We start from the raw sequence: 8907 nt of genomic DNA, 5'->3' as shown, positions 1-8907 counted from the left end.
AAAACCGTGCTGCTGCAGGCCATTGCGAACTCCATCACGGCAAATCATCCGGAAGTCGTGCTGATCGTTCTGCTGATCGACGAGCGCCCGGAAGAAGTCACCGATATGCAGCGCTCGGTAAAGGGCGAGGTCATCAGCTCCACCTTTGACGAGCCGGCCGCACGCCACGTACAGGTAGCCGAGATGGTCATCGAAAAGGCAAAGCGCCTGGTGGAACACAAGCGCGACGTGGTCATCCTGCTCGATTCCATCACCCGCCTCGGCCGTGCCTACAACACCGTTGTTCCGAGCTCGGGCAAGGTGCTTACCGGTGGTGTCGACGCCAATGCCCTGCAGCGCCCGAAGCGCTTCTTCGGCGCGGCTCGCAATATCGAAGATGGCGGTTCGCTGACCATTATTTCGACGGCGCTGATTGATACCGGCTCCCGCATGGACGAAGTGATCTTCGAAGAATTCAAGGGTACCGGTAACTCGGAAATCATCCTCGACCGCAAGGTTGCGGACAAGCGCATCTTCCCCGCACTCGACATCACCAAGTCGGGCACGCGCAAGGAAGAGCTGCTGGTCGAGCCCGATATCCTCAAGAAGATGTACGTGCTCCGCCGTATCCTCAATCCCATGGGCACGATCGACGCGATGGAATTCCTTATGGACAAGGTCCGTCAGACCAAGACCAATTCGGATTTCTTCGACTCGATGAATACCTGATCGAATACAAAAAGTGCTCGCCGGCGATACGATCATGGCGCTCTCTTCGGGCGCTCTTCCTTCCGGCGTTGCGGTTATCCGCCTCTCGGGCCCTAGGGTCCGGGAGGCGTTTTTGTCACTGGCCGGCACTTTGCCTCAGCCGCGAACCATGGCCCTGCGCCGCATTGGCGCGGACACAAAACTCGATCAGGGCCTGGTTGCCTGGTTTCCCGCTCCCAACAGCTTTACCGGCGAAGACTGCGCCGAATTTCATGTCCACGGGTCACCCGCGGGTGTGAAAGCCATTCTACGCAGTCTTAGCTCGCTCGGCATTCGTTTGGCTGGGCCCGGCGAATTCACCAGGCGCGCCTTTGAGAATGGCAAGCTCGACCTGATTGCTGTCGAGGGTCTGGGGGATCTTCTCAGCGCCGAGACCGAAAAGCAGCGGCAACAGGCTCTTGCGCGCTATGACGGTAGGCTCAGCGAACAGGTGGAAACCTGGCGCAACGGGCTGCTCGATCTTCGAGCGGAAATCGAAGCGCGACTCGATTTTTCCGATGAAGGCGATGTCACCGAGGAACTGCCCGCGACTTTTGCTACTGATCTCGATGAACTGAAGCTGGCGCTGCAGGACGCGCTCGCCAGTATTACCAGTGGGCGTATTGTGCGCGAAGGCATCCGCGTTGCCCTTGCTGGCGCACCGAATGCCGGCAAGTCGAGCCTGATCAACGCGCTATCCAAGTCGGACGTTGCCATCGTTTCCGACGAAGCCGGCACGACTCGCGACGTTCGCGAAGTGCCGCTCGATATCGGTGGCCAACTCTTCATCCTTCTCGACCTCGCCGGCCTGCGCGAGACCGGTAGCCGGGCGGAAGCCGAAGGCATTCGCCGCGCCGAACTGGCGATCAGGGACGCAGACATTTTGCTTTGGCTCGAAGCGCCGGATACCGAGATAGCCCAGCAGCCCCATACTGCCGCAACGGTAATCACAGTGGCAACCAAGGGTGACTTGGAATCCCGGGACGGTCACGACGTGCTGATATCCACAACGACCGGTGCAGGGCTTTCCGACCTTATCGCCCGCCTTCGCGATATCGGCGAAAACCTATCGGGCGGAGAGCCATCCCTCATCAGCCACGAGCGCGATCGCCTCGGGCTGGAGCAGGCCATCCAGGCCGTGGGCGAAGCGCAGCATTATCTCAGCAATTGGGAACTTGCGGCCGAAGCCTTGCGCCAAGCGTCGCAGGCGTTGGAGCGCATGATCGGCCGCGTTGACGCCGAGCAGGTTCTAGACCGGCTGTTTGCCAGCTTCTGCATCGGCAAATGATTCACGTGAAACATTGCGTGGCGGTTTAGACGCCGCATCGTGATTCACGTGAAACACAGCTAGAGGTTTTCTTGGGCCTCAAGACGCTGTATGAGAACGCCAAACATCATTGACGGCTCGTTCCAGCGCCGCGCCCATCAGGGCGTGCTGCCACGACGCCGTTCAGGGAAATTCCTATGACTGACTATGCTGTCATTATTGTCGGCGGTGGCCATGCCGGTTGCGAGGCGGCTGCGGCGTCCGCGCGTTTGGGCGTGCCGACGGCGCTGATCACCCATCGATTCGCGACCATTGGCGAGATGAGCTGCAATCCGGCCATCGGTGGCCTTGGCAAAGGTCATCTGGTCCGTGAGATCGATGCGCTTGACGGGTTGATGGGGCGCGTGGCCGACCAGGCGGGCATTCAGTTCCGCGTGCTCAATCGCCGCAAGGGGCCGGCCGTGCGGGGCCCCCGCGCCCAGGCGGACAGGAAACTCTATCGCAATGGCATGCAGGCGGCGATTTCGGCACAGGCCAACCTCGATGTCATCGAGGGCGAGGTTGACGATTTGCAGGCCAGGGACGGTGTCATTTCTGGCGTCGTTTTGCTCGATGGACGGCGGTTCTCCACCAAGGCGGTGGTGCTGACGACAGGCACGTTCCTCCGTGGCCTCATCCATCGCGGCGAGGAGACAGTGCCGGCAGGGCGTGTTGGCGAAAAGCCGGTACTGGGGCTGTCCACCCGTCTTGAAAACCTGGGTCTGCAACTGGGGCGCCTAAAAACCGGCACCCCGGCGCGCCTCGACAAGGATTCCATCGACTATTCAGTGCTGGAGGAGCAGCCCGGCGACAATCCCCCAGAGGCGTTTTCGGCGCTGACCAAGGCGATCACGACGCAGCAGGTGTCGTGCCACATCACCAGAACTACGGCGGAAACGCACCGGATCATCCAGGATAACCTCCATCGTTCGGCGATGTATTCTGGCCGCATCCAGTCTCGCGGACCGCGCTATTGCCCCTCGATTGAAGACAAGGTCGTGCGCTTTGCCGATCGCGACAGCCACCAGATTTTCCTGGAGCCTGAAGGGCTTGAGGAACAGACGGTTTATCCCAACGGTCTTTCTACATCGCTGCCGGCAGACGTGCAGGACGCCTTTCTGCGCTCCATGCCGGGCCTCGCAAATGTGAAAATCATACGGCCGGGTTATGCCATCGAGTATGATTATGTCGATCCGCGCGAGCTGCGACCGACGCTGGAGGTAAAGCGCCAGCCTGGCCTCTATCTGGCAGGGCAGATCAACGGCACGACGGGTTATGAAGAGGCCGGTGCGCAGGGGCTGCTGGCTGGCGCCAACGCCGCACTGGCAGCGAGTGGTCAGGAGCCGATGATCTTGTCGCGCACCGAGAGCTATCTCGGCGTAATGATCGACGATCTCGTGACGCGTGGCGTTTCAGAACCCTATCGCATGTTTACCTCGCGGGCAGAGTTCCGCCTGCATCTGCGCGCGGACAATGCCGATCAACGCCTGACCCCACTCGGTGTCGACAAGGGTTTGGTCGGTGATGAGCGGCGTGAATTGTTTGCTGGCAAGGTTGAGGCTTTGACCGCAGGGCGGAGCCGGTTGCGTTCGGCCGTGGCTTCGCCAAGCGAGGCGCGCAAGGTTGGGATTCCGATCAACGAAGATGGTAAGCGCCGAAGTGCATTCGAGATTTTGTCCTATCCCGACCTTGGTTGGGATGATGTGATCAAGCTCTGGCCGGATCTGTCTGATATCTCCGAGGCCGTTCGTGAGCAGCTCGGCATCGATGCGCAATATGCTGTTTATCTTGACCGCCAGCAGTCGGACATCGAGGGCATGCGTCGGGACGAACAGCGCCAGATTCCTGACGAGTTGAACTATCAGGCAATTCCGGGGCTTTCGATGGAGCTGCGGCAGAAGCTGACGCAGTTCAGGCCGCAGACCATCGCACAGGCACAGGCCATGGACGGCATGACGCCGGCCGCGATTACCTTGCTCTTGGCGGTTATCCGTCGCGGCGATCTTCGGAAAGCCGGTTGATGGCTGATTTCAAGGCGATTGCGCCCTATGCGGCGCATTTTTCTCGTCCACTTGAGGCGGTGGGTCGGGATTTGGAATCCTATGCTGCGCTGCTGAAGAAGTGGCAGGCCGTGCAGAATCTTGTTTCACGTGAAACGTTGGACTCTGTTTGGGAGCGGCATTTCGCCGACAGCTTGCAGGTTCTACCGCTGTTTGGCGAATCTGACCGCGAGTTTATGGACCTCGGTAGTGGCGGTGGATTTCCGGCCTTGCCGCTGGCTATCGCAAGCAAGGGCCTTGATCGACACTTTGTGCTGGTGGAGCCGACGGCTCGAAAAGTCAGCTTTCTGCGCACCGTGGCGCGCGAACTGGAGCTCAATGTGACGGTTATCGGCCGACGCAGCGACGAGATTGATTCACGTGAAACACCGGTTCCGGATGTGATTACGTCCCGGGCTCTTGCCGCTCTACCGCTGCTTTGCGATTGGATGGAGCCCTTTTTCGCAACGAAAACAAGGGGGATCCTCCATAAGGGGCGGGAACATGTTAATGAACTCACGGAATCGGGTGCGCATTGGCACTATGACGTGGTAGTAAACAAGAGTGACACTGATCCGGGCGGCGTGATCTTAACGATCACGAATCTCAAAAGAAAATCAGCGTCTTAGCGGCACAACTGGAGGCCTGCTCTTGGCACCCCGTATCCTGACCCTGGCAAATCAGAAGGGTGGCGTCGGCAAGACGACCACTGCGATCAATCTGGCAACTGCGCTGGCCGCCATTGGCGAGCGCGTGCTGATTGTCGATCTCGACCCGCAGGGCAATGCCTCGACGGGTCTCGGCATTTCGCGCGATAATCGCGAGGTCTCGTCCTATGACGTTCTGGTTGGCGAAGCCAGCGTGGCGCAGGCGGCGATCATGACCAGCGTTCCGAACGTTGCGATCATTCCCTCGACCATGGACCTGCTGGGCGTCGAATTGACGATTGCGGGGCAGGCGGATCGCGCTTTCAAGCTGCGCGACGCCTTCAAGCAGCTTTCGGATCTGCGCATCAACGATCAGGCAGTGAGCTATATTCTCATCGATTGCCCGCCGTCGCTGAACCTGCTTACGGTCAATTCGCTGGTGGCGGCCGATGCCGTGTTGGTGCCGCTGCAGTGCGAATTCTTTGCGCTGGAAGGCCTTAGCCAACTTTTGCAGACCATCGAGCAGATCCGCTCGACGCTCAATCCGCGCCTGTCCATTCAGGGCGTGGTGATGACCATGTTCGACAAGCGCAACAATCTGTCCGAACAGGTTCTGGCGGACGTGCGCAGCGAAATGGGCGATCTTGTCTATGACACCGTCATTCCGCGCAATGTGCGGCTGTCCGAAGCGCCGTCTTATGGCAAGCCGGCGCTGCTTTATGATCTGAAATGCGCGGGCAGCCAGGCCTATTTGCGCCTCGCCACCGAAGTCATCCGCCGCGAGCGGCGGCTGGTAGCAGCCTAGGAGTTCTCAAATGAACGACAAACCCACACGTCTTGGCCGGGGTCTGGCTGCTCTCATTGGTGATATGGCTTCCCTGGAAGCAGCACGCGTTACCGATACGGGTTCCAGCGGTAAAAAGCTGCCGGTCGATTTCATCATTGCCAACCGCGCCAATCCGCGGCGGACCTTTGATCCGGATCAGCTCGAAGAGCTGACCAATTCCATCCGTGAAAAGGGTGTCATGTCGCCGCTGCTGGTGCGGCCGACAGATGATCCGAACATTTTTGAGTTGATCGCCGGCGAACGCCGCTGGCGCGCGGCGCAGAAGGCCGGGTTGCACGATGTGCCCGTGATCGTCCGCGAGGTCGATGACAAGGAAGCGCTCGAGCTTGCCATAATCGAGAACGTGCAGCGCGCCGATCTCAATCCGCTCGAAGAGGCCATGGGTTATGGCCAGCTCATCGAGCAGTTCGAATATACGCAGCAGGATCTGGCGCAGGTGATCGGCAAGAGCCGTTCGCATGTGGCCAATACGCTGCGCCTGCTAAAACTGCCGGAAGATGTGCGCGGCATGGTTTCGAGCGGCACGCTGACGGCCGGTCATGCGCGTACGCTGATCACGGTTGAAGATCCATCGGGTCTGGCGCGCCAGATCGTCGAGAAGGGGCTTTCCGTGCGCGAGGCCGAGGCCCTGAGCCAGCAGCGCGAGGCGCCAGCGCGTAAGGTGCAGGCCAGCGAACCGGTGCGTGATGCCGATACCGTGGCGCTGGAGCGGCGTTTGTCCGACGTTCTGGGACTGTCGGTGTCGCTCAACCACTCCGAGCGCGGCGGGCGGGTGGAAATCCGTTACAAGACCCTGGAGCAGCTCGATGCGCTCTGTCTGAAGCTTACAGGGCAGCATAATTAGGCTGCTCAGGAATATTTGGACTTTGGAAACCCCGCGAAAGCGGGGTTTTTGTTTGTGAGGAAAGATTCCCGCTTTCGCGGGAATGGCGCAGTGGGAATACCGGGGCTAGCTTGATCGCCCGCTCACTAAACATGTGATAGCCGAATGATCCACGTGAAACACGTTTGAAATCAATGCGTTGCGGCCATCATGCAGAGGGCGAGGGTGGTTCGGTGCAGGATTGCGGTTGCTAAAGCGGGTTTGCGGCGGCTGTCGCTGGTGGCCTGCAGGAGGCGCTCTGAGGCTTGGGCCAAAGCCGGGTCGGTCCAGAGGCGGAGCTGTTGCTCGAGCTGGCCGACGCGCGAAAAGTGCGGCTTTGGCTTTACGTTGTCGAGGACGCCGCGCGGGCTTTTGCCGGCATCGACCTCGACGCGCCAGCGACGGAGGCTCGCGAAGTGGTTGGTCAGCATAGCTAGCAATTGCTGGGGATTGACCGACGAGGTAAGGGCGCGATTGAGCGCCATTTCCAGTTTTTCGGCGTGTCCGCCGCCCGTAGCATCCAGAATGGCGTCGATGGCGAGGGCGCCATTGTCTGCGCAGAGGGTCAGAACATCCTCGCGCGTCAAGGATTTGGTGCTGGCGGCGAAAAGCGTCAGTTTCTCGAGTTCGCGACGGGTGATTTCGCGATCATTGCCCAGAATCTCGCGCAGGGTGGGGACCACGTCGGAATCGACGCGGATGCCGGCCTGGTTGAAGGTTTCACGCATCAGATTGGTGAGCGTTTCGTCGGTATCGGGGTAGCAGGGCAGGGCGCGGCCGAGTTTTGCGGCTTCCACGAGGGCCCGAAGAGCGTCGCGCGGAGCGAGATTGCCGGCTTCGAGCACGATGGCGGTGCCGCCGGGGTCGTCGCGCAGCTCGGTCAGCGGCATGACGAGGCTTTTGGTGGCATTGCGGACGCGGATGATGCGCTTGCCACCGAAAAGCGAGGTGCTGCGGGCTTCGGTGATCAGGCGGCCGGGTTCGGCGTCGAGTTCGGGGCCGTCGAAGATGAAGACATCGGCAGAGGCCGGGTCATCGCCGCTCAAATAGCGAATCAGGCGCTGCGCGGTTTCGCGGACCAAGCCTCCATCGGGCCCGTAGGCCAAAAAGACGCCTTCGGTGAGGTCGGGACGCGCCAAAAAGCGCGTGACCTCATGGGCCTTGAGTGCGGTCATCCCTTGGCGAGGGCCGCTAGAACGGCCAGGCGCAGGGACTCAGCCACGGAACGCGCTGCGCGCTCCTGGGCCTCGATGATACCAGCTTCGTCGGCCAGGACCTGCCCGCTGCGGGTGTGCTGGGCCTTGGCCGTGCGGGTGATGGTGATCGGCTTGGTGTCGACGCCATCACGCGGGGTGATGGTCAGCGTCGCCGATACGGTCATTTCGCGGGGCTTGTTGGGATTGGCCGTGGCGCTGAGATAGGGCTCGGCGTCGCTGGCCGACACGGTCACGGCGACGAGAGGGGCTGTCGGCGAAGTGGTCTTGCCGAGGCGGAAGCTCAGTTCCTGATAGACGATCTGTTCGAGCCGCGTTTTTGGCGCCGCATAAGCAAGCTGCAGTTGCGGGTTTTCGGCCAGCGCGCCCGAATAGACGGGCTGGAAGGAACAGGCCCCAAGCCCGGCTGAAGCCAGGGCAAGGGGGACGATCAGGGCGAGGCGTTTGAGCCTAGACAACGACATTGACGATCCTGTCCTGCACCACGACGATTTTCTTCGGGGCTTTGCCCTCCAGAATGCGGACAACTTCGTCGAGTGACAAGACGCGTTGTTCGACTTCGGCGGCGGCAAGGCCCTTGGCGACGGTGATTTCGGCGCGGCGCTTGCCGTTGATCTGGATCGGCAGGGTCACTTCGTCGTCGACCAGCAGCGCCGGATCGACGTCCGGCCAGCGGGCATCGGCGACAAGGCCAGTCTTTCCAAGCACTTCCCAGCAGGTTTCAGCCAAATGCGGCATCATCGGGCTCAGAAGGATCGTCAGCTTTTCGACGCCTTCGGCAATGGCGGCGCGCTGAGCAGAGCCCAGATTGCTGCCGAGCACCTTGGTCAAGGCATTGGTCAGCTCATAGATCTGGGCGACGGCGCGGTTGAAACGCAGGCCTTCGATGTCATGGGCGATGCCATGAACGGAGCGATGGATGATTCGGCGCAGGGCCAGGGCGTCAGAAGCGTCGTTTGGCGAAACAGTCTCAGAAGATTGTTTCGAAATCTCGATCGCTTCATTGACGAGACGCCAGACACGCTGCTGGAAGCGGCTGGCGCCTTCGACGCCTGCCTCGGTCCACTGCACATCGCGCTCCGGTGGGGAGTCGGAAAGCATGAACCAACGCGCGGTATCGGCACCGTAGGTGCTGACGATCTCGTCGGGATCGACGACGTTCTTCTTGGATTTGCTCATCTTTTCGACGGAGCCGATAGCGATCGGCGCGCCGGTCTGGATGTGCTTTGCCGTGCGGTTGTCGCCTGTCGCCTCGATGGCGATCTC

9 protein-coding genes are annotated in these 8907 nt (G+C 60.7%); 6 read left to right on the top strand and 3 right to left on the bottom strand.

Annotated features, from left to right (window positions below):
- The 6 genes from rho to ABW043_RS09140 all read left to right on the top strand — a co-directional run.
- Window positions 1–708 (top strand): transcription termination factor Rho (rho, locus tag ABW043_RS09165; RefSeq protein WP_353920910.1); only part of this gene is annotated, 708 nt, incomplete at its 5' end.
- A gap of 13 nt (window positions 709–721) precedes the next feature.
- Window positions 722–2014: a tRNA uridine-5-carboxymethylaminomethyl(34) synthesis GTPase MnmE gene (gene mnmE, locus ABW043_RS09160; protein ID WP_353920909.1), complete on the top strand. Its 1293-nt coding sequence runs from the start codon at window positions 722–724 to the stop codon at window positions 2012–2014.
- A 176-nt stretch (window positions 2015–2190) separates the two neighbouring features.
- Window positions 2191–4053: a tRNA uridine-5-carboxymethylaminomethyl(34) synthesis enzyme MnmG gene (gene mnmG, locus ABW043_RS09155; protein ID WP_353920908.1), complete on the top strand. Its 1863-nt coding sequence runs from the start codon at window positions 2191–2193 to the stop codon at window positions 4051–4053.
- A complete protein-coding gene (gene rsmG / locus ABW043_RS09150; RefSeq protein WP_353920907.1) occupies window positions 4053–4700 on the top strand; it encodes a 16S rRNA (guanine(527)-N(7))-methyltransferase RsmG in 648 nt (215 codons plus the stop codon). Before mnmG ends, rsmG begins: the two co-directional genes overlap by 1 nt.
- A 22-nt stretch (window positions 4701–4722) precedes the next feature.
- Entirely contained in the window at window positions 4723–5523 is an 801-nt protein-coding gene (locus tag ABW043_RS09145; RefSeq protein ID WP_291419133.1) for a ParA family protein, read from the top strand.
- 10 nt (window positions 5524–5533) lie between these two features.
- The gene (locus ABW043_RS09140; protein WP_353920906.1) at window positions 5534–6409 is read left to right on the top strand and encodes a ParB/RepB/Spo0J family partition protein; all 876 of its coding nucleotides are present in this window, start codon (window positions 5534–5536) and stop codon (window positions 6407–6409) included.
- 170 nt (window positions 6410–6579) lie between these two features.
- On the opposite strand, the gene holA is transcribed toward ABW043_RS09140, so the two are convergent.
- From holA to ABW043_RS09125, 3 genes are all read right to left on the bottom strand, one after another.
- Window positions 6580–7602 (bottom strand): DNA polymerase III subunit delta, encoded by a 1023-nt coding sequence (gene holA, locus ABW043_RS09135; protein ID WP_353920905.1) that lies wholly within the window; start codon window positions 7600–7602, stop codon window positions 6580–6582.
- Complete coding sequence (lptE, locus tag ABW043_RS09130) at window positions 7599–8105, bottom strand: LPS assembly lipoprotein LptE (RefSeq protein ID WP_353920904.1); 507 nt, start codon at window positions 8103–8105, stop codon at window positions 7599–7601. The genes holA and lptE overlap by 4 nt, the downstream gene beginning before the upstream one ends.
- Window positions 8092–8907 (bottom strand): class I tRNA ligase family protein (locus tag ABW043_RS09125; protein ID WP_353920903.1); only part of this gene is annotated, 816 nt, incomplete at its 5' end. The genes lptE and ABW043_RS09125, both read right to left, overlap by 14 nt.

The sequence above is a fragment of the Devosia sp. genome, assembly GCF_040509215.1.
GTDB lineage: Bacteria > Pseudomonadota > Alphaproteobacteria > Rhizobiales > Devosiaceae > Devosia.
This window is presented reverse-complemented; position numbering and strand designations above follow the sequence as displayed.

Coding starts and splice junctions, on each gene's coding strand:
- mnmG (WP_353920908.1), top strand. CDS start 2,191: ATGACTGACTATGCTGTCATTATTGTCGGCGGTGGCCATGCCGGTTGC.
- rsmG (WP_353920907.1), top strand. CDS start 4,053: ATGGCTGATTTCAAGGCGATTGCGCCCTATGCGGCGCATTTTTCTCGT.
- ABW043_RS09140 (WP_353920906.1), top strand. CDS start 5,534: ATGAACGACAAACCCACACGTCTTGGCCGGGGTCTGGCTGCTCTCATT.
- holA (WP_353920905.1), bottom strand. CDS start 7,602: ATGACCGCACTCAAGGCCCATGAGGTCACGCGCTTTTTGGCGCGTCCC.
- lptE (WP_353920904.1), bottom strand. CDS start 8,105: ATGTCGTTGTCTAGGCTCAAACGCCTCGCCCTGATCGTCCCCCTTGCC.